Source organism: Pseudoduganella sp. GW821-FHT12E03 (assembly GCF_058807115.1).
In genome coordinates this window covers 559,396-580,837 of record NZ_JBXAQJ010000004.1, presented here as the reverse complement: position 1 = coordinate 580,837, position 21,442 = coordinate 559,396, and the positions used below count along the sequence as shown (strand labels likewise).

General features: G+C 62.6%; 20 protein-coding genes. 8 read left to right on the top strand and 12 right to left on the bottom strand.

Annotated elements, in window-relative coordinates; all coding sequences use genetic code 11:
* Positions 1-74: 74 nt before the first annotated feature.
* Together grxD and AC1RRC_RS13465 are read left to right on the top strand one after the other, a co-directional pair.
* Positions 75-392, top strand: a complete 318-nt coding sequence (gene grxD, locus AC1RRC_RS13470; RefSeq protein WP_493055977.1) for a Grx4 family monothiol glutaredoxin — start codon at positions 75-77, stop codon at positions 390-392.
* A complete protein-coding gene (locus AC1RRC_RS13465) occupies positions 385-1,047 on the top strand; it encodes a UbiX family flavin prenyltransferase (protein ID WP_493055976.1) in 663 nt (220 codons plus the stop codon). Before grxD ends, AC1RRC_RS13465 begins: the two co-directional genes overlap by 8 nt.
* A 166-nt stretch (positions 1,048-1,213) precedes the next feature.
* On the opposite strand, the gene AC1RRC_RS13460 is transcribed toward AC1RRC_RS13465, so the two are convergent.
* The 3 genes from AC1RRC_RS13460 to AC1RRC_RS13450 form a co-directional block, all read right to left on the bottom strand.
* The gene (locus tag AC1RRC_RS13460; RefSeq protein WP_493056003.1) at positions 1,214-1,390 is read right to left on the bottom strand and encodes a hypothetical protein; all 177 of its coding nucleotides are present in this window, start codon (positions 1,388-1,390) and stop codon (positions 1,214-1,216) included.
* Between the two features lie 148 nt (positions 1,391-1,538).
* Positions 1,539-1,946: a hypothetical protein gene (locus AC1RRC_RS13455; protein ID WP_493055975.1), complete on the bottom strand. Its 408-nt coding sequence runs from the start codon at positions 1,944-1,946 to the stop codon at positions 1,539-1,541.
* A gap of 242 nt (positions 1,947-2,188) precedes the next feature.
* Complete coding sequence (locus AC1RRC_RS13450; RefSeq protein ID WP_493055974.1) at positions 2,189-3,253, bottom strand: MBL fold metallo-hydrolase; 1,065 nt, start codon at positions 3,251-3,253, stop codon at positions 2,189-2,191.
* A 125-nt stretch (positions 3,254-3,378) separates the two neighbouring features.
* On the opposite strand from AC1RRC_RS13450, the gene AC1RRC_RS13445 reads away from it, so the two are divergent.
* The 6 genes from AC1RRC_RS13445 (at position 3,379) to AC1RRC_RS13420 (ending at position 10,127) form a co-directional block, all read left to right on the top strand.
* Positions 3,379-3,783: a MerR family transcriptional regulator gene (locus AC1RRC_RS13445; protein ID WP_493055973.1), complete on the top strand. Its 405-nt coding sequence runs from the start codon at positions 3,379-3,381 to the stop codon at positions 3,781-3,783.
* Positions 3,784-3,874: 91 nt separating this feature from the next.
* Positions 3,875-5,059, top strand: coding sequence for an isovaleryl-CoA dehydrogenase (locus AC1RRC_RS13440; RefSeq protein WP_493055972.1), 1,185 nt, complete (start codon positions 3,875-3,877; stop codon positions 5,057-5,059).
* A gap of 95 nt (positions 5,060-5,154) precedes the next feature.
* Complete coding sequence (gene aceK, locus AC1RRC_RS13435) at positions 5,155-6,987, top strand: bifunctional isocitrate dehydrogenase kinase/phosphatase (RefSeq protein ID WP_493055971.1); 1,833 nt, start codon at positions 5,155-5,157, stop codon at positions 6,985-6,987.
* Entirely contained in the window at positions 6,980-8,194 is a 1,215-nt protein-coding gene (locus AC1RRC_RS13430; RefSeq protein WP_493055970.1) for an acetyl-CoA C-acyltransferase, read from the top strand. Before aceK ends, AC1RRC_RS13430 begins: the two co-directional genes overlap by 8 nt.
* A gap of 3 nt (positions 8,195-8,197) precedes the next feature.
* The gene (locus AC1RRC_RS13425) at positions 8,198-8,875 is read left to right on the top strand and encodes an SDR family oxidoreductase (protein ID WP_493055969.1); all 678 of its coding nucleotides are present in this window, start codon (positions 8,198-8,200) and stop codon (positions 8,873-8,875) included.
* 124 nt (positions 8,876-8,999) lie between these two features.
* Positions 9,000-10,127, top strand: coding sequence for an acyl-CoA dehydrogenase family protein (locus AC1RRC_RS13420; RefSeq protein WP_493055968.1), 1,128 nt, complete (start codon positions 9,000-9,002; stop codon positions 10,125-10,127).
* A 116-nt stretch (positions 10,128-10,243) separates the two neighbouring features.
* Here AC1RRC_RS13420 and AC1RRC_RS13415 read toward each other — a convergent pair whose 3' ends face one another.
* The 9 genes from AC1RRC_RS13415 to ccoS all read right to left on the bottom strand — a co-directional run bounded on the left by AC1RRC_RS13415 (position 10,244) and on the right by ccoS (position 21,440).
* A complete protein-coding gene (locus tag AC1RRC_RS13415) occupies positions 10,244-12,280 on the bottom strand; it encodes a TonB-dependent receptor plug domain-containing protein (protein WP_493055967.1) in 2,037 nt (678 codons plus the stop codon).
* Between the two features lie 185 nt (positions 12,281-12,465).
* Entirely contained in the window at positions 12,466-16,002 is a 3,537-nt protein-coding gene (locus AC1RRC_RS13410; protein WP_493055966.1) for a response regulator, read from the bottom strand.
* A 158-nt stretch (positions 16,003-16,160) separates the two neighbouring features.
* Positions 16,161-16,655 (bottom strand): FixH family protein, encoded by a 495-nt coding sequence (locus tag AC1RRC_RS13405; RefSeq protein WP_493055965.1) that lies wholly within the window; start codon positions 16,653-16,655, stop codon positions 16,161-16,163.
* A gap of 11 nt (positions 16,656-16,666) precedes the next feature.
* Complete coding sequence (gene ccoG, locus AC1RRC_RS13400; protein ID WP_493056002.1) at positions 16,667-18,010, bottom strand: cytochrome c oxidase accessory protein CcoG; 1,344 nt, start codon at positions 18,008-18,010, stop codon at positions 16,667-16,669.
* Positions 17,985-18,962 (bottom strand): cytochrome-c oxidase, cbb3-type subunit III, encoded by a 978-nt coding sequence (ccoP, locus tag AC1RRC_RS13395; RefSeq protein ID WP_493055964.1) that lies wholly within the window; start codon positions 18,960-18,962, stop codon positions 17,985-17,987. The genes ccoG and ccoP overlap by 26 nt, the downstream gene beginning before the upstream one ends.
* 2 nt (positions 18,963-18,964) lie before the next feature.
* On the bottom strand, positions 18,965-19,120 hold the full coding sequence (locus tag AC1RRC_RS13390) for a cbb3-type cytochrome oxidase subunit 3 (RefSeq protein WP_493055963.1): 156 nt from the start codon (positions 19,118-19,120) through the stop codon (positions 18,965-18,967).
* 13 nt (positions 19,121-19,133) lie between these two features.
* Positions 19,134-19,748, bottom strand: coding sequence for a cytochrome-c oxidase, cbb3-type subunit II (gene ccoO, locus AC1RRC_RS13385; protein WP_493055962.1), 615 nt, complete (start codon positions 19,746-19,748; stop codon positions 19,134-19,136).
* 10 nt (positions 19,749-19,758) lie between these two features.
* Complete coding sequence (ccoN, locus tag AC1RRC_RS13380; protein ID WP_493055961.1) at positions 19,759-21,171, bottom strand: cytochrome-c oxidase, cbb3-type subunit I; 1,413 nt, start codon at positions 21,169-21,171, stop codon at positions 19,759-19,761.
* 104 nt (positions 21,172-21,275) lie between these two features.
* Positions 21,276-21,440, bottom strand: a complete 165-nt coding sequence (ccoS, locus tag AC1RRC_RS13375; protein ID WP_493055960.1) for a cbb3-type cytochrome oxidase assembly protein CcoS — start codon at positions 21,438-21,440, stop codon at positions 21,276-21,278.
* Positions 21,441-21,442: the final 2 nt, after the last annotated feature.

The following is a 21,442-nucleotide window of genomic DNA, read 5'->3' as shown; positions in this document are numbered from 1 at the left end:
CCGCCCTACGAGACTCCGCACCATGATTTCGCATAGAATATCGGCATCTTCATCTTTTTCCCCCCGAGGCAGTTATGAGCGACGTACAAACCTGGATCAAAGAAACCGTGACCAACACCCCAGTGGTCCTGTTCATGAAGGGCACCGCCCAGTTCCCGCAATGCGGCTTTTCCGGCCGCGCCATCCAGATCCTGAAAGCGTGCGGCGTGGAAAACATCGCCACCGTCAATGTGCTGGACGATCCGGAAGTCCGCCAGGGCATCAAGGAATACTCGAACTGGCCAACCATTCCACAACTGTACGTGCGCGGCGAATTCGTCGGCGGCTCGGACATCATGTCGGAAATGTTTGAATCCGGTGAACTGAAGGCCCTTATCGACAACAATGGCTGATCACAAGTCCCTCCGGCCGGAGGGACGCTCGTTTGGGGCCCCCGCCGGGGATGATTGGCGGGCTCAGCCTGCCAATCATCCCCGGCGGCTGGTTATCGCCATCACGGGCGCCACTGGCGCCGTGTATGGCGTGCGGCTGCTGCAAGTGCTGAAGGCGCTGCCCCAGGAAACACCGGTGGAAACCCACCTGGTGATTTCCGATGCGGCCGTGCTGACCCTGCACCAGGAAACCGGCCTGCAGCGCAAGCAAGTGGAAGCGCTGGCCGACGTGGTGCACAAGCAAAGCAATATCGGCGCGGCCATTGCCAGCGGCTCATTCCTGTGTGACGGGATGGTGATTGCGCCCTGTTCGATGAAAACCCTGGCGGCCGTGGCGCACGGTTTGTCCGACAACCTGATTGCCCGCGCCGCGGACGTCATGCTCAAAGAGCGCCGCCGCCTGGTGCTGATGGTGCGCGAAACACCGTTCAACCTGGCGCACTTGCGCAATATGACCGCAGTCACGGAAATGGGCGGCATCATCTTCCCGCCCCTGCCCAGCTTTTATCACCAGCCTCAATCGATTGCCGAGATGGTCGACCATACGGTGGCGCGCGTACTGGACTTGCTGGCCATCGAACACGCGCTGGCGCCGCGCTGGGATGGCATGAGCTGACCCTGGCAGGCGCACTGCCGCCCTGCTACGGCGGCGCCATCGACCGCGTTGCGGCATGGCTGGGGCCTGTACTGGAGCGATGGGGCGTCAAAGCCCGCGTCAAACGCTTGCTGCGTTTTTCCCTCGCGCGCCAGGCCTGGCGGGTCACTGACCGGCAGCAGGCCGGCTATTTACCAAACCGGGTATCGGCCCGTTTCAATTCACGCATTTCTTCCAGCATCCGGCGCTGCGCGATCCTTTTGCGCAGCACTTCGGCATGGCGCGCCGCGGACATCGGCGGCGCGGTCATCAAGTCTTTCAATTGCGCGGAATTGCTGTAATTGTTTCGAATCAGACGGCTCAATGCAGACTCCTTGAAAACCACGTGCACGGCTATTGTGCCTGATTTTCATGTCGAATTGATGACGATTTATTACAGGGCGGGGTAAGGCGGGAAAAGTCGGATGCGGCGTGTGACGCGGCGGCGGATTGCTCCACCGCCGGAATGGGGGTTACTTCTGATAATTGACCCGCACCAGCATGCGGATAAATTCGCGGGCAATCTGCCGGTGGTGTTCGTCCAGACGCTGTAAATCGGCGATGAGTTTCACATCGGCCGACTCAAAGCGGGACAGGTTGGCGCCATTTTCACTCGCCGGGGCTTCCGATTCCGGACCGCCAAAACGCAGCCAGTCAGCGGGCACGCCCAGCCATTGCGCGATCATGCGCAATTTTTCCTGCGTGGGAATAGCTTCGCCCACCAGCCATTTGCGGGCGGCATGGACGGTAATAGGCCTGCCGTCAAACCGGATATTAAATTCCCTGGCCAGGCGGGTGGGGCTGTCGGGTGAATAATGTGCGTTTTTAAGAGCCTGCTGAAGTCGCTGGCTAAAGCTTTCGCGTTCGTTGGATGAATTCATAGTTGCACTATTTCACGTTGCCGCATGAATGTCAGTCTCTCGGCGCTTGTGACAATCGAGAATTTAAAATGCGACATTTCTCGCATGCCTGTCCAGACACAGAATCCGGCACTTTCCAAACTTTGTATCAAGTTGGGAATAATATGGAAAATTGTATTCAGTGACGGCAATGGTGGATTGAACGTTCGTTCATTCGGCACATTTTCGCCACATTCTATCCAATTGTCACATAAATGTGACACTTATGGGGATACCATGAAACGTATGATGCCGTCACCAGAGGTCGCTCGTCGCACGATACCTTCCCGCCACAGTTTATGCAGGTGGGCCAGCGCTTCGCCCAGCGCAAAACTCAGTTGGTGCGCATCGAGCGGACGGCGGAACATCAGCGGCACAATCTCGGCCGCCGTGCGCCATTGGCCGGTACAGGCCTCCACCACTTCCGCCAGGCGGGCATCGTGATGGTCGCGCAACTGGCCGATACGGGTGTGCAGGCCACGGAACGGTTTGCCATGCGAGGGCAAGACCAGCACGTCTTCCGGCAAGTCCGCATATTGGCCCAATGATTCCAGGTATAACGCCAGCGGATTGGCTTCCGGTTCCACCGCAAACACCGACACGTTGGTGGAAATACGCGGCAATACCATGTCGCCGGAAATCAGTGTGTTCAGGCTGGCGCAATACAACGACACGTGCTCGGGCGCATGGCCAAAGCCGGTAATCACGCGCCAGTCATGGCGGCCGATGGTGATCGTATCGCCATGCCGCATGCGGGTATACGCCGCCGGCACCGCCGGCACCAGCGACGGATAATAGTTGCGGCGGCTGCCCATCTTTTCCAGCATGTCCGGGTCATTCAAGCCATGGCGCTCGAAATGCGGCAAGGCCGACGTCCCATCCACGCCCGGCAGCGCGGCCGCCATCATGCGGGCAAAGCCGAAGTCCGCGGCCGACATCCACAGCGGCGCCTGCCAGCGGCGGCACAGCCAGTCGGACAAGCCCACGTGGTCGGGATGGCAATGCGTCACCAGCACGCGCTGCAGCGGCTTGCCCTGCAAGCCTTGCGCGAACACGGTTTCCCACCCGGCCCTGGTGGCGTCGGTCGCGGCGCCGCAATCCACCACAGTCCAGCCCGCTTCCTTCCGCTCGCCAAAGTTGTCTTCCAACAGCCACAGGTTGATGTGGTCCAATGCAAATGGCAGCGGCATGCGCAGCCAGGCCAGGCCGGGCGCCAGCGGGTGCACCTCGCCAATGGCAGGGATGGTGTCGCCAAACGGATAGTGCAGTTGGGATTCGAGAGGGTTCATGTTACTCACATTCGAGACAAGCGCGCTACAATGTGCTTGACGTTACGTAAACGGAAGATAGGAAAGCGCAAGCTTGTCATTATGGCCCGTTCATCCGCGTCTTTCCACCTGAAACTGCCACTGACATGCCGACTTATACCATTACCGAACTCTCCCGTGAATTTGACGTCACGGCGCGCGCCATCCGCTTTTATGAAGACCAGGGCTTGCTTAGCCCGTCGCGTGAAGGCGCGGGGGGCCGCAACCGCGTGTATACGCCGCGCGACCGCACCCGCCTGAAGCTGACCCTGCGCGGCAAGCGCCTGGGCTTGTCGCTGTCGGAAATCAAAAGCCTGGTCGACATGTATGAATCGCCCAAGGACACGTCCGCCCAGATGAACCGTTTCCTCGGCGTGCTGAACCAGCACCGCGAAACCCTGGAACAACAACGCGAAGATATTGAAATGACCCTGGCGGAAATCACCGCGCACGAAGATGAGTGCAAGCGCTTGCTGGCGGGGTTGAATGAAAAACCCGCAGTGTCCACCTGAGCCGGATATGGGGCGTTACTTGACGTTTACGTTAACGTAAGTTCAGCGTATGATGATTGCTTCATTACTCCCCTTATAAAACGAGGACGACATGCTCCACCTTCCAGGCCTGACCTTTGACCACGGCGAAGACATCGCTGCCCTGCGCGAAGCCGTACAACAGTTTGCCGCTGCGGAAATCGCCCCACGCGCCGCGGAAATCGACCGTACCGACCAGTTCCCGATGGACCTGTGGCGCAAGATGGGCGAGTTGGGCCTGCTCGGCATTACCGTGCCGGAAGAATACGGTGGCGCCAACATGGGCTACCTGGCGCATATCATCGCGATGGAAGAGATTTCCCGCGCCTCCGCCTCGGTTGGCTTGTCGTATGGCGCGCACTCGAACCTGTGCGTCAACCAGATCAAGCGCAACGGCACCGAAGAACAAAAGAAAAAATACCTGCCGAAACTGATTTCGGGTGAGCACGTGGGCGCCCTGGCCATGTCCGAACCGAACGCCGGCTCCGACGTGGTCAGCATGAAGCTGCGCGCCGACTGGAAAGGCGACCGCTGGGTGCTGAACGGCACCAAGATGTGGATCACCAACGGTCCTGACGCCGACACTCTGGTGGTGTACGCGAAAAACGACCTGGAAGCCGGTCCGCGCGGCATGACCGCGTTCCTGATTGAAAAAGGCTTCAAAGGCTTCTCGATCGCGCAAAAACTCGACAAGCTGGGCATGCGCGGCTCGCACACCGGCGAACTGGTGTTCGAAGATTGCGAAGTGCCGGCGGAAAACGTGCTGGGCGGCCTGGGCAAGGGGGTCAACGTGCTGATGTCCGGCCTGGACTTCGAACGCACCGTGCTGTCCGGCGGCCCGCTGGGCATCATGCAGGCGTGTATGGATTCGGTGGTGCCATACATCCACGACCGCAAGCAGTTCGGCCAGCCGATCGGCGAATTCCAGCTCATGCAAGGCAAGCTGGCCGACATGTATTCGACCATGATGGCGTGCAAAGCGTACGTCTACGCTGTCGGCCAGGCCTGCGACCGCGCCACCTCGCCGGAAGCCGTGCGCCAGCTGCGCAAGGATGCCGCCGGCGCCATTCTGTATAGTGCTGAAAAGGCAACGTGGATGGCCGGCGAGGCGATCCAGACCCTGGGCGGCAACGGCTACATCAACGAGTATCCGGTCGGCCGCCTGTGGCGCGACGCCAAGCTGTATGAAATTGGCGCCGGCACCAGCGAAATCCGCCGCATGCTGATCGGCCGCGAACTGTTCGCGGAAACCAAGTAAGCCTGCGCGCCCGGAATGCGGTGGCCGGCATAACTTATCTGATAGGTGGGAGCCCGGCCTGAAGACCCGGCACCCAGATTTTAACAGTCCTGTTTATGATCCCAGCCGCTGCATTTCCGAAACTGCTGTCTTCCCAGATCGCCTTCGATATCGCGCGCACCATCCGCGACGGTTTCGACAAGCATTACCGGCTGTTCCGCCAGAGCAGCCAGCAAGCCAAAGTCCATTTCGAGCAGGGCCGCTGGAAAGTCGCGCAAGAAGCGGCGCGCGAACGCATCGGCTTTTATGACAAGCGTGTGCAGGAATGCGTGCACATGCTGGAAGATGAATACGACCCGCAAGAATTGACCGATGACGTGTGGCGCGAATGCAAGCTGCACTTTATCGGCCTGCTGTCCGGCCACAAGCAGCCGGAGTTGGCGGAAACGTTTTTCAATTCGGTCTGCTGCAACATCCTGCACCGCAGCTACTTTCACAACGAATTCATTTTCGTGCGCCCGGTGGTGTCGACGGAATACATCGATACCGAAGAACCCGCGCCCACCTACCGCATGTATTACCCCGGCGCGGACGGCTTGCGTTTTACGCTGAAACGCATCGTCACGGATTTCCAGCTGAATGCGGCCTTCGCCAACCTGGAGCGCGACGTGGGCCAGGTGGAAACGCGCCTGCGCGAACTGTTTGGCGGCGAAGAGCTGGAACCGAACCACCAGATCCAGGTGTTATCGAGCCTGTTCTTCCGCAACAAGGGCGCCTACATCGTCGGCAAAGGCATCAACGGGGCGCGCGAATACCCGTTCGTGGTGCCGATCCTGCACAACCGCAATGGTGAACTGATCCTCGACACGGTGTTGTTCGACAAGGAACTGATCATCATCCTGTTTTCGTTTACGCGCGCCTACTTCCAGGTCGACATGGAAGTGCCGTCGGCCTACGTGCAATTCCTGCGCACCCTGCTGCCGCGCAAACCGCGCAGTGAAATCTATACGGTGCTGGGGCTGCAAAAACAGGGCAAGACACTGTTCTATCGCGACTACCTGCAGCATTTGAAGCACTCGTCGGACCTGTTCGACGTGGCGCCCGGCATCCGCGGCCTGGTCATGCTGGTGTTTGCCCTGCCGTCGTTCCCGTATGTGTTCAAGATCATCAAGGATTTCTATCCGTCGCCGAAGGAAACCACGCGCGCGCAGATCAAGGAAAAATACCTGCTGGTCAAACACCATGACCGCGTGGGCCGCATGGCCGACACCCTGGAATATTCGAACGTGGCCTTCCCGCGCCACCGCATGAAAGAAGAACTCATCGCGGAAATCAAACACCACGCGCCGTCGCTGCTGGAAGAAGATGGCGACAACATCGTCATCAAGCACCTGTACATCGAGCGCCGCATGGTGCCGCTGAACATGTGGCTGATGCACGCGGAACAGGTCGGCGATGACGCCCGCATCGAACATGGCGTACAGGAATATGGCAACGCCATCAAGGACCTGGTGGCGGCCAATATCTTCCCCGGCGACATGCTGTACAAGAACTTCGGCGTGACGCGCCACAAGCGCGTGGTGTTTTACGACTACGATGAAATCGAGTACATCACGGATTGCCAGTTCCGCGATATTCCCCAGGCCCGCAACGAAGAAGATGAAATGGCGGCCGAGCCATGGTACCCGGTCGGCCGGTATGACGTCTTCCCCGAACAATTCGGCCGTTTTTTGCTCGGCAATGCCAAGATCCGCAAATACTTCCTGCGGCACCATGCGGACCTGCTGACGCGCGAATTCTGGCAAACCCGCAAGGAGCGCATCCTGGCGGGCGAAGTGGAAGATATCTTCCCGTATCCACAAGAAGTACGTTTTTCGTACCAGGGCTTACCTACACCACCACCGGCGCACATTGCGCCGACCTTACTGGAGACTACTGAAAATGAATGATCCGATTGTGCATGATCCTATCGTTATCGTTGGCGCAGCCCGCACCCCGATGGGCGCATTCCAGGGCGATTTTTCCGCCAAGAGCGCGCATGACCTGGGCGCCGTGGCCATCGCCGCCGCCGTGGAGCGCGCCGGCGTGGCGCCTGCCATCGTCGAACACGTGTACTTCGGTAACTGCCTGATGGCGGGCCAGGGCCAGGCCCCGGCGCGCCAGGCGCTGCTGAAAGCCGGCCTGCCGACCACCACCGGCGCCGTGACCCTGTCGAAAATGTGCGGTTCCGCGATGCAGGCCGCGATCTTCGCCTACGACACCTTGGCAGCCGGTTCCGCCAAAGTCGTCATCGCCGGCGGCATGGAATCCATGACCAACGCACCGTACATCATCCCGAAAGCGCGCGGCGGCTACCGCATCGGCCACGGCATGATGTTCGACCACATGATGTACGACGGCCTGGAAGACGCGTATTCGCGCAATGACAAGACCGGCGAAGGCCGCTCGATGGGCACCTTCGCGGAAGAATGCTCGGCCAAGTACGAGTTCTCGCGCGAAGACCAGGATGCCTTCGCCATCGCGTCCGTCAAGCGCGCCCAGGAAGCCACCAACGAAGGCTACTTCAAGTGGGAAATCGCGCCAGTGACCGTGACGTCGCGCGCCGGCGACGTGGTGATCGACAAGGACGAAGGCCCATCCAAAGCCAAGCCGGAAAAAATCCCGTCGCTGCGTCCCGCCTTCAAGAAAGACGGCACGATTACCGCCGCCTCGTCGTCGTCCATCAACGACGGCGCCGCCGCGCTGGTGATGATGCGCGCATCGACCGCGAAAGAACTGGGCCTGACCCCGATCGCGAAAATCCTGGCGCACGCCACCAACGCGCAGGAACCAAACTGGTTCACCACCGCTCCGATCGGCGCGATCCAGAAGGTATACGCGAAGACTGGCTGGAGCACCGCCGACGTCGACCTGTTCGAGATCAACGAAGCCTTTGCCGCCGTGCCGATGGCCGCCATGCGCGACCTGGCCATCCCGCACGACAAGGTCAACATCCATGGCGGCGCGTGCGCGCTGGGCCACCCAATCGGCGCCTCGGGCGCCCGCATTATGGTGACCCTGATCGGCGCGCTGAAGCGCACCGGTGGCAAGCGCGGCGTGGCGGCGCTGTGCATCGGCGGCGGCGAAGCCACCGCGATCGCGATCGAGCTGGTGTAAGCCATGCCGTCCGCACTCATCATCGGCGCCTCGCGCGGCATTGGCCACGAACTGGTGCGCCAGTACTTGCGGGACGGCTGGCGCGTGATCGCCACCGCGCGCAAATCGGACGACGTGGCAGCGCTGGCCGCGATGGGTGCGGAAGCCCATGGCCTGGACGTCACCAACGTGGAAGCAGTGGCAGGCCTGGGCTGGAAACTCGACGGTGAACAGCTGGAGGTGGCGGTCCTGAACGCGGGCGTATTCGGCCCCCGGCACGACGGCTTCCCGATGCAGACCGATTTCGACCAGGTGATGCACACCAATGTGCTGGCCGCGATGCGGCTGTTGCCGATCATGGCGCCCTGGGTGGGGGCGGTGCGCAGCAAGAACGGCAAACTGGCCGTGCTGTCGTCGCGCATGGGTTCCCTCAGCGAACGCAATCACCCCAGCGGTTCGCTGTACCGCGCCAGCAAGGCGGCCCTGAATTCCGTGCTGATCGATACGGCGCTGACCTTTGGTCCGCAAGGCGTCACGTGCGTGGCGCTGCATCCGGGCTGGGTGCGCACCGATATGGGTGGCGCGGGCGCCGATATCTCCGTCGAGGACAGCGCGGCCGGTATCCGCAACACACTGGCGACCTTGCCGGTATCAACCACAGCCACGTACCGCAATTACGACGGCACGGTGATCGGCTGGTAAGGATCCACGTAGGGCGGGTTTTATAAACCCGCCGTGCATGCATTTCGACGGCGCATCGGCGGCTTTGTAAAAGCCGCCCTACGGATATACGCGCCGCATACATATCCAAAACAAGAGACACAACATGATTCTGAGCGAACAACACCAAATGATCCGCGACGCCTTGCGCACTTTTTCGCAAGAGCGCCTGGCGCCGCAAGCGGCCCGCTGGGACAAGGAACACCACTTCCCGAAGGAAGAATTGAAAGAACTGGCCGCGCTGGGCGCGTTCGGCGTCGCGGTGCCGGAAGAACTGGGCGGCGCGGGCATGGATTATGTGTCGCTGGCCGTGGTGCTGGAAGAAATCGCGGCCGGTGACGGCGGCACTTCCACCATCATTTCCGTCAACAATTGCCCGGTCTGCAGCATCGCCATGATGTATGCCAACGATCAGCAAAAGCAGCAGTGGCTGCGCCCGCTGGCACAGGGCGAGATGCTGGGCGCGTTTTGCCTGACCGAGCCGCACACCGGTTCCGATGCGGCCGCGCTGCGCACCACCGCCACCAAGGACGGCGACCACTACGTGCTGAACGGCGTCAAGCAATTCATCACCAGCGGCAAATATGCGGATGTCGCCATCGTCATGGCGGTGACCGATAAAGCCGCCGGCAAGAAAGGTATCAGCGCGTTCTGGGTGCCGACCAATACGCCGGGCTATATCGTGGCCAACCTGGAACAGAAAATGGGCCAGCATTCGTCGGACACGGCGCAAATCCTGTTCGAGAATTGCCGCATCCCGAAAGAAAACCTGATCGGCGAAGAGGGACAAGGCTACAAGATCGCACTGTCCGGCCTCGAGGGCGGCCGCATCGGCATCGCTTCGCAATCGGTGGGCATGGCGCGTTCCGCTTATGAAGCGGCGCTGAAGTATGCCAAGGAGCGCGAAAGCTTTGGCCAGGCCATCTTTGACCACCAGTCGGTGCAATTCAAGCTGGCCGACATGGCAACGCAAATCGAAGCCGCGCGCCAGTTGATCCTGCATGCGGCGTCGATGAAGGATGCGGGCTTGCCGTGCCTGAAGGAAGCGGCGATGGCCAAGCTGTTCGCCTCTGAAATGGCGGAACGCGTGTGCTCGGATGCGATCCAGGTGCACGGCGGTTATGGCTATGTATCCGACTTCCCGGTCGAACGCATTTACCGCGATGTGCGCGTGTGCCAGATTTATGAAGGCACCAGCGATATCCAGAAGATCCTGATCGCCCGCGCGATCTGATCATCGCGACCCGTGGCGGATAACCCGTAGGGCGGTTTCCGCAGCGCGGAAGCCGCCATTCCTGTGCCGCCCCCCGGTGCACGCAGCACCGCAACGCATGCATGGCGGCTTCAGTATTACAGTGCCAATTCCAGCGCCACCCGCACTGTCCTGGCGCCCTTCGTCCAGGTCCGCCGCACCGAACTGCTGTCTTCATCCCGGTAGCGCTGCATCACGTAACGCTGCTGGGCCAGCGCATCGGCCACGCTGATGCGCACCTGGCGCCCGGCGGCCGGCTTCCACAATACGTACCAGTCCAGCACCCGCTCCGGCCCCGTCACGCCGTCGAGCTCCGTGGAGCGGCGCAGCGCGCCGCCGCCTTTGTACGTGAAATTCGCCCCGGTACTCCACGCGGCGCCGGGCCGCACATCGAGCCCCAGGTTGGCGGACAGCGGCGTCTGGTCGGCCAGCCGGTTGTCCGGCCCCGGCACACTGTCCAGCCGAGACCAGTTGCGCGCCGCATTGGCGCGCCAGGTCCACGCCATGCCGGCCCACGCCGCCGCCGGCAGTTTCATGTCGAACTCGATGCCACCCACGGACGCCTGGCCATCGTTGACCAGCGTGGCCACCCAGTCGCGGCCATCGCGGAACAGCCGGCGCACCGTCACATCCGTCACGCGGCGCGCATAGGCCGACACGCCCACCACGCCGCCGCCCTGCCCGGCGGGATAATATTCCACGCCGCCATCGAGACCCCACGCCAGTTCCGGCCGCAATGCCGGATTGCCCTGCACGTGCGGCGCGGTGGGGCCGTTATCGTTGTTGATGGTGTAGCGGCGCGGCACCAGGTCGGCCGTCTGCGGCGCCTTGTAGGTGCGCGCCAGCGCCATCCGCAAGCGCAGGCGCTCGCCCTCTTTCCACAACATGTGCGCGACCGGACTCCACACGCTGGAACGCACGCCCGTCTTCGCCATCATGCGGCCGGTAATCGACGTATCGAGCCCCTCCCAACGCAGGCCCGCATACACTTGCAGGCGCGGCGTCACTTCCCACTCATCTTGCGCATACAGCGCCAGGCGGCGCACGTCCGCCGTGTAGGCCTGGTCCAGCAGGAACAAGGTTGCGCCTTGCGGCGTGCGGTCATGCTGGAGACGGGTTTCGCCGCGCCGCGTCCAGCCTCCATCCCAGCCGGCGCCAACGCTGTGGCCCGCACCGAGCGGCAGGCTGGCCTTGCCGCTGGCGGTCGCGCTGTCGTCGCTCGCGCTCGACAAGACGGCGCGCAGCATCCAGGGAGCATACGCGCCGTCCGCGCCGGTGAACAGGTAATCGCCATGGCGCCGGTTCAGCGCGATGCCCCCCTTCGCTTCCAGCCGGCCTTCGTGCTCGAAGCGGTGGGTCCAGGTGGCGTCGCTGCGCAGGGTTTCCGTATGCGACGCGAAGCGCACCTGCACATGGGGCGAGGCGGTGGAATCGCCCTGCAGCGTGGTTTCATCGGCCACACCGCCGCTGCGGATGCGGCTCGCGTCGAACAGGCTTTGCCACACCAGCGTATCGCCGTCGCCTTTCCATTCGAAGCGGGGCGCGATGCCGGCCTTGTCGATGCGGGTCGTGAAGTATTCGTCGAAGCGCCGCTGCGATGCGCCGGCCGGCCCGCTATCGGCGGTCAGCGCGTGCGACAGGTTGTCGTTATGGCTGCGCGCCAGCGTGGCGGCCACCGTGTACGCGTAGCCGCCGTCCCGGCCCGCCACCTGCAACGTGGCGCCGGGCGCCAGTTGGCGGCGACGCGATTCCACGTTCAGCTTGACGTCATTGCGCGCGGCGGTGGCGCGGCGCAGCACGATATTGATGCTGCCGGCGACAGCTTGCGCGCTGGTGTCCGCCGTGGCGCTGCGCTGGATTTCAATCCGCTCCACCAGTTCCGGCGCCAGACTGTCGACGGTAAAACCCGGTGGCGCCGGGTCGCCGTTGATCAGCACCTGGGTGTAACCGCTGCCCAGGCCGCGCATGCGCACCTCGTTGCCGGACATGGTCACGCCGGGCAGCCGCTGCAGCGCACCGGACAACGCGCCATCACCGTATTGCAGCAATTCGTCGCGGCCCACGACGATGCGGCCCACCGGTTCATTGCGGCGCTGCGCCTGGGCGGCGGCGCCGGTGATTTCCACCCGCTGCATAGGTGGTTCTGCACTGTGCGCGATGCCACAGGCGGCCAAAGCGCCGGCCACTGCGGTCTTCAAAATGACATTCATCGGTATGGCGAAAATGGCTGGAATGGCCCGCAGTGTAAGGGCCGGCGGCGCGCATTATAGCGGCTGTGTGATGAAATGCCGGCGCCATGGGATGAATGGCGCCCGTGGTTTCAGGTGGTCTCGTTTTCCTCGCGTTCGAGCCACTCTTCCGCCTGCTGCAAGGTCTCCGCCAGCACCGTGCGCACTTCGGCGAAATGCGCGGGCCAGGCGTCGCTTTGCTGTTCCGTGATGGCGTGTTCCGCATCCAGGGTGGCGCGGATCAGCCGCTTGGCGCCCAGCACGCCGATCGCGCCGCGCAAGCTGTGCAAGATGCGCGCCGCATCGGCCGGGCGGTTTTCACGCAGCGCCAGGTCGGCATCGTCGGCCGGCTTCATGCCGGAACTGACCGCGCCCCGCACCATACGGAACATCACGGCGCGTCCCTTCGGATCCTTGCCCATGACTTTCATCAGGCCGGACATGTTGAACAGCGGTTCCGGCTCGGGCTGCACGACGGGAGCCGCCGTGTCCGCGGCCACCATCGGGTTGGGGCTCGAGACAGGGCTCGGGATAGGGCTCGGACTCGGGAGCGGGCCGGCCGCCAGGCGCGCAGCGGCTCCGGACGGCAAGTGGCGCGCAATCACTGACAGCATGTCTTCCACCACCACCGGCTTGGCAATGAAATCGCTGATGCCCGCTTCCACGCAGCGGTCCCGTTCCGACGCCAGCACCCCGGCCGTCATGGCAATCACGGGCAGCGTGAGATGCAATTCACGGCGCAGCATGGCGGTGGCGGAAAAGCCGTCCAGCACCGGCATTTGCATATCCATCAGCACAATGTCATAGCGCGCCGCATCGGTACGCAGCACGTCGATGGCTTGCTGGCCATCGCCCACAGTGTCCACTGTGGCGCCCGCGTGCTCCAGGATGCCGCGCGCCACGGCCTGGTTCAGCAAGTTGTCTTCCACCAGCAGGAAATGCACGCCCTGCAAGCGGCCTGCAATGGCGCTGGGTGCGGTGGCGCCATCGGCGCCGGCCGCCTTGATGTGCAGCGCCTGGTGCAGCGCGTCGTACAGGCTGGATGACGTCACCGGTTTGACCAGCACCGCATCCGGCTGCGACTGCCGGCCGGAGGTGGCGGCCGCATCGATGCGCTCGCGGGCAAAGGCGTTGAGCATGGTCACCACCGGTAAATGGTCGGCAATGCGGCGTACCTTGCGCAGCGCATCCGGCACATCCATGCCGGGCATGTGCCAGTCCGCCAGGAGCAGATGGCAAGGCGGCTGCGCCTGCAGCCGCTCCATGGCCTCATCGAACGATACCGCTTCTTCCGTTTCCCAACCCCATACCCGTATCAGTTCGCAGATCAATCCACGGCTGGTGGCATTGTCGTCGGCCACCAGCACGCGCTGCATGCCCGGTCCCGGCTGACGGATCGATTTGGCCCCACCGGCCACCACGCCGAACGGCAAGCTGAACCAGAAACGGCTGCCTTTGCCCGGCGCACTGTCCACGGTGATGTCTCCCCCCATCAATTCAATCAGTTTCTTGGTAATGGCCAGGCCCAGCCCCGTGCCGCCGAAGCGGCGCGTGATGCTTTCATCGCCCTGGGTAAAGGCATGGAACAATTGCGCCTGCTGCGCCGCGCTGATGCCGATGCCGGTATCGGCCACCTCGAAGCGCAGCGTGGCCCGGCCGCCGTCGCGCGCCTCGAGCGCATCAAGTGCCACCCGCACCACCACTTCGCCCTGCTGCGTGAACTTGATCGCATTGCCGGCCAGGTTGACGAGGATCTGCTGCAGCCGCAGGGCATCGCCATGCAACTGGCGCGGCACATCCGGCGCCACGGCGATCGCCAGTTCCAGTTCTTTCTCGCCCGCGTTCATGGTCATGGTGGTGGCCAGGCTGCTCATGGTGTCGTCGAGATCGAAATCCACCGGCGCCAGTTCCATGTGGCGCGCTTCGATCTTGGAAAAATCCAGGACATCATTGAGGATCGCCAGCAGGGTCTGGCCGGACGCCTGCACCATGTTCAGGTACTTGCGCTGCTGCGCCGTCAGCGGCGTATTGCCCAGCAAATGCGCCATCCCCAGCACCGCATTCATCGGCGTGCGGATTTCATGGCTCATGTTGGCCACGAAATCACTCTTGGCGCGGTTGGCGGCTTCGGCGCGGTCGCGCGACTGTTCCAGCACCAGCGCATGGGCTTCGCTGTCCTGGCGCACGCGTTCACGTTCGGTAATGTCGGCAATCACCGCCAGCACTTTCCGCCCTTCGCCGGTGCGGATGGCCGACAGGTTGATCTCGACCGGGAAGCGGCTGCCATCCTTGCGCAAGCCTTCCAGCATGCGGCCGCCGCCCATGCGCACCGGTTCCGGCGACAGCCGTGTCGACACGAAGCCCTGGCGCAGCTGCTGGTGCACCATGCGCTGATCGGGTGGAATCAGGCTTTCCACCGGCTGCCCCAGGATGTCTTCCCGCGCATAGCCGAAGCAGCGCTCCGCTTCGCGGTTGAAGGTTTCTATCCGCCCTTCCGCATCGGTCACCACGATGGCGTTTGGCGCCAGGTCGATCATGTCCAGCAGGCGGCGGTCTGCCATTTCACGCTGGCGCATCAGGCTGTTGAAGGCCAATGTGACTTCGCCGATTTCATCCTGCGCCGAGACGGGAATCGGTGCAAAACTGTCCTGGCTGGAACGCATGCGCAGGATCGCCGCATGCAGCCGCGCCAGCGGCGCCATCAGCTTCATGGTCAGCCAGCCGATCAGCGCGGCGGCCGCCAGCGACGCCAGCACGCCCCACGCCGCCACCCGCGACAACATGCTGTCGAATGGTTCAAATGCTTCCTCCACCGGCAGCGACGCGGCCAGCACCCAGTCGACGGATTTCAATGTCTTGAAACTGTTGAAGGCGCGCAAGCCGCTGCTGTTGGTGCTGATGGCGGTGCCTTCGAAGCCATCGTCCAGGGCGCGGGTGGTGGCGGGATTGGCATTGGGCGGGCGCGGTTTCAGCAGGCGTTCGAGATCGGGGTGCAACACGTACAGCGGCACTTCCGAGCGTGTGACCGCGAAGTAATAGCCGGTCCGGCCGACTTTCGCGGTGCGCAGGTGGCCCAGCACGTTATCCTTGTACAGCCGCAGCACACCGACCAGCACGGCCTGCACTTCGCCTTTCTGGTCCAGTACCGGCGCGGCCATTTGTACGATCGGCTGTTTGCCGGAACGGCCAATCACCGGTTCCGCGATCAACGGCTGGCGCGTGGCCAGCACCCGCTTGAAGAAGGCGCGGTCGCCCGCATTGACCTGGGTGCGGCCCGCCACTTCCGGCAAATCCGCAATCACCTGGCCTTTCCGGTCCAGCACCAGGATATCGTCGAACAGCGACAGGACAGCGCGGTCCGCATAGTACGCGCGCAGTGCTGCGGGATCGTGGGCGATCGCCAGCGGCTGCACCTTGGCGGACATCGCAACGATGCCCAGCAGCATGCCCAATTTGTCGTCGAGTTCTTCCGCCGTGCGGTTGATCAGCGCGGTCTGCTGGGCAAACAGGACACGGGTGAAATCCTCTTCCAGCTTGCGCATCTGCATCGCAGTCACAAAGCCCACCACGACGACCGACGTGATGCTGGTGGCGAGTGCAACCTTGACTTTGATGCCGAGCGGTTTCATGTCGTCCTTGGAGGGGGAATGCTGGGAATTTTCCTACCGAAGCAAGTCCGTGGCAAGGATACCATGGCAAAAAGATAGGGGCTCCTGACAACATTCCCAGGGAAGACCACAGGAAAACAGGGGACACGCGGCCGTTGGCCGCCGATCGGATACGGGTTTTACGTATTCCCCGCCACCAGGGTCACTGTTGGCTGGACCGGCCAGTGCCAGCGCCCTTCCAGCCGCCAGTCGCGTTTGCCGCTTTCCACCAGCACTTGCCAGCGGGTGCGCTCGAGCATCGGCAAGGCCGCGCCAAACACGCCATCGGGCGCCGGATGCACGGTCAGCACGATGTCCCTGGCCGGCTGCGTGGCGTGCGCCAGGCGCAGCATCACGGTCGATGGCACGGCGCCGTGGCCGTCGATCTTGCCGGTCAGGATGCCACGTGCCGGGTCATAGCGCAGCACGGCCGTGATGCCCAGCTCCGACGCCGCGCGGTCGCGCCGCAAGTCCTGGTTGATGGCCTTGCCGCGCTTGTAGTAATCGCCCACCACCAGCGCATCGGGCTGGGAAAAGGCCAGCCAGCCGGTATAACAACCCGCCAGCAGCACAATAAATGGTCCCAGCATCAACAGCCAGGGCCAGCGCTGGCGCCACCACGGTGTGGTATCCATGAAATATCCTCTCAACGGCGCGGTATGATGAAGACCGCTTCTTCCTGCACATGCAATGCCGGGTCATCGAGCGCGGTCAGCGCAACGGTAATCCGGTTCGACCCTCTTTGGCCATTCCCTGCCGCGACACGCAGGCGCAATGGCGCCGCCAGTGTTTCGGTCGGACCCACCGCCACCACGTCGTCCGTCACCGGCGCCAGCGATTCCAGACCCGACACCGTGATGCGGTAACGGTGCGCCTGTTCCGTGGTATTCATGATTTGCAGCCGGTACACGTTTTCAATCGCGCCATCGTCCACTTCGCGCCCCATCGCGCCACGGTCGCGTAACACATCGAGCTTGAGCGGCGTGCGCAGCCACAACGCCGCGCCAAACGCGGCAATGACCAGCCACAGGACCGCGCTGTAAATCAGGATGCGCGGCCGCAGCACGCGGCGCCACGAAGCCTGCTTGCCATTGCCGGCCGCGTAGTGGATCAGGCCACGGGGCCGGCCGATCTTGTCCATCACGCCATCGCACGCGTCGATGCACACGGCGCAACTGATGCATTCATACTGCAATCCCTGCCGGATATCGATGCCGGCCGGGCACACTTGCACGCACATCGAACAATCGATGCAGGCGCCGCCGTCCTTGCCCAGCGGGACACGCGGTTCGCCGCGCTGCGCGTCGTAGGTGACGATCAGCGTTTCACGGTCGAACATCGAACTCTGGAAGCGCGCATAGGGGCACATGTAGCGGCACACCTGTTCGCGCAGCCAGCCCGCATTGCCATAGGTGGCGAAGCCGTAAAACAGCACCCAGAACCATTCCCACGGGCCGAACTGCAAACCGCTCAACACGCGGATCGGCGTGAAGTAGCCGACAAAGGTAAAGCCGGTCCACAACCCCACCAGGCCCCACGACAAATGCTTGCCACCACGGCGCCAGGCCTTGTCGAACGTGAAGCCCTGCTTGTCAAGCCGCAGGCGCGCGCTGCGCGGGCCTTCCCAGCGGCGTTCCAGCCACAGGAAGATTTCCGTATACACCGTTTGCGGACAGGCGAAGCCGCACCACACTCGGCCCGCCACCGCCGTCACCAAAAACAGGCTATAGGCGCAGATGATCAGCAGGACCGCCAAGTAAATAAAATCCTGCGGCCACAGCACCAGGCCAAAGATGTAGAACTTGCGCGCAGCCAGGTCAAACAGCAATGCCTGGCGGCCGTTCCACTGCAGCCACGGGGCGGCATAAAACGCGATCTGCGTCAGCCAGACACACAGCCAGCGCAGCCGCGTGTAATGGCCTTGCGTTTCGCGCGGGTGGATCGCCTCGCGCGGCGCATACATCTTAATGATTCGTTCCGGGGCGTTCATCATGGGTTACGGCCACTGCCGCCTGGTTAGCCGGTTTTGCTGCCGGTGCATTCGACAAGCTCCACACGTACGCCGCCAGCACATGCACCTTGCCTTCGCCCAGGAAATCGGCGAACGCCGGCATGGTGCTGTTGCGGCCACGGGTGATGGTGTCCTTGATCGATTCCAGGCCGCCGCCGTGCAGCCACACCTTGTCGGCCAGGTTCGGCGCGCCCAGCGCCTGGTTGCCGGTGCCGGCCGCCGTGTGGCAAGCCATGCAGGCGGCAAACTTGTTCTTGCCGAAGACCGCCTTGATCGGATCGGCCGAACCGCCGGACAGGCTGGCCACATAGTGCGCCACGTTTTCCACATCCTTGTCCGAACCCAGCGCGGCGCCCATCGGCGGCATCACACCGTTGCGGCCATGCAGGATGGTGGCCTTGATGACGTCCGGCGCGCCGCCATACAGCCAGTCCTTGTCCGCCAGGTTGGGGAAGCCCTTGCTGCCGCGCGCATCGGAACCATGGCATTGCGAGCAATACGTGAGGAACAGGCGCTCGCCCATCGCATGGGCTTGCGGATCGGCCGCCACGGCCACAATATCCTGTTTCAGATAGCCATCGAACAGCGGGCCGTAATCCTTGGTGGCTTTGTCCAGTTCGGCCTGGTACTGGCCGCTGGACTGCCAGCCCAGTTTGCCCGCATAGGTGCCCAGGCCCGGATACAGGAACAGGTAAGCCAGGCCGAACACGATGGTGATGTAGAACAGCCACATCCACCAGCGCGGCATCGGCGTGTTCAATTCCATCAAGTCTTCGTCCCACACGTGGCCCGTGGTCCCGACCGGGTTGTCCTTGCCGGCCTTGATCTTGTGCACCGACTGCGAATACAGCAGCACGGCGCAGCCGATCACGCCCAGCATGGTGAGGACGACGATGTACAGGTTCCAGAATTCGCTGGTGAAGTCGGACATGATCAATCCTCCCCGTCAGCGAATGGCAGTTGCGCGGCTTCCGCGAAGCGGGGCTGGTTGTTGCGCGCCCAGGCCCACAGCACGATGCCCATGAAAGTGATGAAAGAAACGACCGTCATCACGCTGGCGGCGCGGTCGAACAATAAATTCAGGTCCATGTCAGTTCCTTGTTCAGTTGCGTGTCTTGATGGCGGTGCCCAGGCCCTGCAGGTACGCGATCAGCGCATCTTCTTCGGTCTTGCCTTCCAGCTCTTTCGGTGCGGCGGCAATCTCGGCGTCGGTATACGGATCGCCCAGGCGCTGCAGCGCACGCAGGCGCGGCACGATCTCGGTGGGTTTCAGCGCGGTCGCCGACAGCCATGGATAGCCGGGCATGTTCGATTCCGGCACCACGTCGCGCGGATTGACCAGGTGGGTGCGGTGCCATTCATCGCTGTAACGGCCGCCCACGCGGGCCAGGTCCGGGCCGGTGCGTTTCGAGCCCCACTGGAACGGGCGGTCATACACGAATTCACCGGCCACCGAATAATGGCCATAACGCTCGGTCTCGGCGCGGAACGGGCGGATCATTTGCGAGTGGCAGCCGTAGCAGCCTTCGCGCACATACACGTCGCGCCCGGCCAGGCGCAGCGGGCTGTATGGCTTGATGCCCGCCACCGGTTCCGTGGTGGATTTCTGGAAGAACAACGGGATGATTTCCACCGCCCCGCCCACCGATACCACCAGCACCACCAGCACGATCAGCAGCCAGGGATTTTTCTCGATCCATTCATGGGAAAATTTCATTTGGCTCTCCTCAGGCAGCTTTTAATTCGGGAATGCGAGCTTCCGGCGTCTTCTGGCCGCGCAGTGTCATCCACGTGTTGTAGGCCATTACGCACATGCCGCTCAGGTACAGCACACCACCCAGGACACGCACCACGTAGTACGGATAGGTTGCCTTCACGCTTTCCACGAAGGTGTAGGTCAGGGTGCCGTCCGGGTTCACCGCGCGCCACATCAGACCTTGCATCACGCCGGCAATCCACATCGCGGCGATGTACAGCACGATGCCGATGGTGGCGACCCAGAAGTGCAGGTCCACCAGTTGCGTACTCCACATTTCCTTGCGGCCCGCCAGGCGCGGCAACAGGTAGTAGATCGACCCCATGGTGATGAAACCGACCCAGCCCAGCGCGCCGCCGTGGACGTGGGCGATGCCCCAGTCGGTGTAGTGCGACAGCGCATTGACGGTCTTGATCGACATCATCGGGCCCTCGAACGTGGCCATGCCGTAGAACGACAGCGAGACGATCATGAATTTCAGGATCGGGTCGGTGCGCAGCTTGTGCCAGGCGCCCGACAGGGTCATCATGCCGTTGATCATGCCGCCCCACGATGGCGCCAGCAGGATCAGGGAAAACACCATGCCCAGCGACTGGGTCCAGTCCGGCAGCGCGGTGTAATGCAGGTGGTGCGGACCGGCCCACATATAGGTGAAAATCAGCGCCCAGAAGTGCACGATCGACAGGCGGTACGAATACACCGGGCGGTTGGCCTGCTTCGGAATGAAGTAGTACACCATGCCCAGGTAGCCGGCGGTCAGGATGAAGCCCACCGCATTGTGGCCATACCACCACTGGATCATCGCGTCCTGCACGCCGGTGTAGAACGAATACGATTTCCACAGGGTGGCCGGCATGCTCATGCCGTTCACCACGTGCAGCAGGGTCACCGCCAGGATAAAGCCGCCGAAGAACCAGTTGGCGACATAGATGTGCTTGACCTTGCGCTTGATGAGCGTACCGAAGAACACGATGGTGTAGGCGACCCACACCACGGCGATCAGCAGGGTGACCGGCCATTCCAGTTCCGCGTATTCCTTGCCGCGCGTGAGACCGGCCGGCAGGGTGATGGCGGCGGCCACGATGACCGCTTGCCAGCCCCAGAACGTGAAGGCGGCCAGCTTGTCCGAGAACAGCCGGACCTGGCACGTGCGCTGCACCACGTAATACGATGTGGCAAACAGGCCGGAGACGCCGAATGCGAAGATGACGGCATTGGTATGCAAAGGCCGCAGGCGACCGTAGGTCAGCCAGGGAATGTCAAAATTCAGCGCGGGCCATGCCAGCTGGGCGGCAATGATGACGCCGACCAGCATGCCGACCACGCCCCACAAGACAGTCGCGACGGCGAACTGCTTGACGACCCGGTAATTATAGTTTTCCACTTTGGTGTTCTCCCGTAGAACGCTTTGATGATGTAGGTCAAAGGTTACGGGGAGGGGCGGTAAAAAACTTTGATGTGGATCAAAATTGCCCGAATGGATTTCGTTTAGCGCGGCGGCGTTACGTCCGCCCGATCGTCATCCTGCAAGACGCGCAAACCCGGTCCCACCAGGTCGTCGAACTGCCCGCCGTCGGACGCTTTGAAGAATAGCCAGATCGCGCCAAACACCAGCGCGACGCTCAACGGCACCAGCAAATACAAAGCTTCCATGA

Excerpts from the sequence above, each read along its gene's own strand:
- grxD (WP_493055977.1), top strand. The coding sequence starts at position 75 with ATGAGCGACGTACAAACCTGGATCAAAGAAACCGTGACCAACACCCCA.
- AC1RRC_RS13450 (WP_493055974.1), bottom strand. The coding sequence starts at position 3,253 with ATGAACCCTCTCGAATCCCAACTGCACTATCCGTTTGGCGACACCATC.
- ccoP (WP_493055964.1), bottom strand. The coding sequence starts at position 18,962 with ATGTCCGACTTCACCAGCGAATTCTGGAACCTGTACATCGTCGTCCTC.
- ccoS (WP_493055960.1), bottom strand. The coding sequence starts at position 21,440 with ATGGAAGCTTTGTATTTGCTGGTGCCGTTGAGCGTCGCGCTGGTGTTT.
- AC1RRC_RS13465 (WP_493055976.1), top strand. The coding sequence starts at position 385 with ATGGCTGATCACAAGTCCCTCCGGCCGGAGGGACGCTCGTTTGGGGCC.
- AC1RRC_RS13440 (WP_493055972.1), top strand. The coding sequence starts at position 3,875 with ATGCTCCACCTTCCAGGCCTGACCTTTGACCACGGCGAAGACATCGCT.
- AC1RRC_RS13455 (WP_493055975.1), bottom strand. The coding sequence starts at position 1,946 with ATGAATTCATCCAACGAACGCGAAAGCTTTAGCCAGCGACTTCAGCAG.
- AC1RRC_RS13445 (WP_493055973.1), top strand. The coding sequence starts at position 3,379 with ATGCCGACTTATACCATTACCGAACTCTCCCGTGAATTTGACGTCACG.
- AC1RRC_RS13425 (WP_493055969.1), top strand. The coding sequence starts at position 8,198 with ATGCCGTCCGCACTCATCATCGGCGCCTCGCGCGGCATTGGCCACGAA.
- ccoG (WP_493056002.1), bottom strand. The coding sequence starts at position 18,010 with ATGAACGCCCCGGAACGAATCATTAAGATGTATGCGCCGCGCGAGGCG.
- aceK (WP_493055971.1), top strand. The coding sequence starts at position 5,155 with ATGATCCCAGCCGCTGCATTTCCGAAACTGCTGTCTTCCCAGATCGCC.
- AC1RRC_RS13420 (WP_493055968.1), top strand. The coding sequence starts at position 9,000 with ATGATTCTGAGCGAACAACACCAAATGATCCGCGACGCCTTGCGCACT.
- ccoO (WP_493055962.1), bottom strand. The coding sequence starts at position 19,748 with ATGAAATTTTCCCATGAATGGATCGAGAAAAATCCCTGGCTGCTGATC.
- AC1RRC_RS13390 (WP_493055963.1), bottom strand. The coding sequence starts at position 19,120 with ATGGACCTGAATTTATTGTTCGACCGCGCCGCCAGCGTGATGACGGTC.
- AC1RRC_RS13415 (WP_493055967.1), bottom strand. The coding sequence starts at position 12,280 with ATGCAGCGGGTGGAAATCACCGGCGCCGCCGCCCAGGCGCAGCGCCGC.
- AC1RRC_RS13405 (WP_493055965.1), bottom strand. The coding sequence starts at position 16,655 with ATGGATACCACACCGTGGTGGCGCCAGCGCTGGCCCTGGCTGTTGATG.
- AC1RRC_RS13410 (WP_493055966.1), bottom strand. The coding sequence starts at position 16,002 with ATGAAACCGCTCGGCATCAAAGTCAAGGTTGCACTCGCCACCAGCATC.
- AC1RRC_RS13430 (WP_493055970.1), top strand. The coding sequence starts at position 6,980 with ATGAATGATCCGATTGTGCATGATCCTATCGTTATCGTTGGCGCAGCC.